This is a genomic window from Photobacterium sp. GB-36 (genome assembly GCF_003026135.1).
GTDB lineage: Bacteria > Pseudomonadota > Gammaproteobacteria > Enterobacterales > Vibrionaceae > Photobacterium.
In genome coordinates, this window is record NZ_PYNY01000088.1 from 1 (window position 1) to 616 (window position 616).

The 616-nt window shown below is 38.1% G+C and carries 1 pseudogene; it reads right to left on the bottom strand.

Annotated features, from left to right (window positions below):
* Positions 1–616: pseudogene (locus C9J46_RS21605) on the bottom strand (hypothetical protein); the annotation flags it as partial.

Here is a 616-nt window from a genome sequence, read left to right on the forward strand (position 1 = left end):
GTTCCTTGTAAAAATGACCTTTCATTCGCTTATGTTTACCTTCGTGATTCATTAAAGCGTCTATAGCAGGAACAAAGTTATAAAAGCGTGCATAATTAAGAAGGTCACTAGCGAGTTCCTTCATTTCATGATTAGATTTTTCTGACTCCCGTAAAGTGATAGAATATTCGACTAGTGGGTAGTAGTAGTGATTTTTCGCTGCATTGATAATGGCACTAATATATTGCTCGTGGGTTAAATCTGGTTTCAATATTGTACTGTAATATACGGCACGAACGTCGCCTGTTTTTGCTTGTTCTGCAAACAGTTTTTGTGCTTTTTCTACCCACTTCTCACTGCATTGTTTTTTAAAATACATATTACAATAGCGGCTATCTGGTGAAAAAAATAGAGCGGCATAGGGGTTACCTAACTCTGCTGCTTCCATTAACATTTTTCCGGCCTTCGGAGTATCATATATGCTCGAACCGTAGGTAATGGTGGCTAACCAATACATCGCTTCTGGATTTTTTTTATCAGCTAAAGGTTGAAGTGTTTTTTCAGCTTTTCCCCATAACTTACGCTGAATATTCAAAATCCCCTCAAAAAGTGGATCACCAGGCTGATAGATACTCGC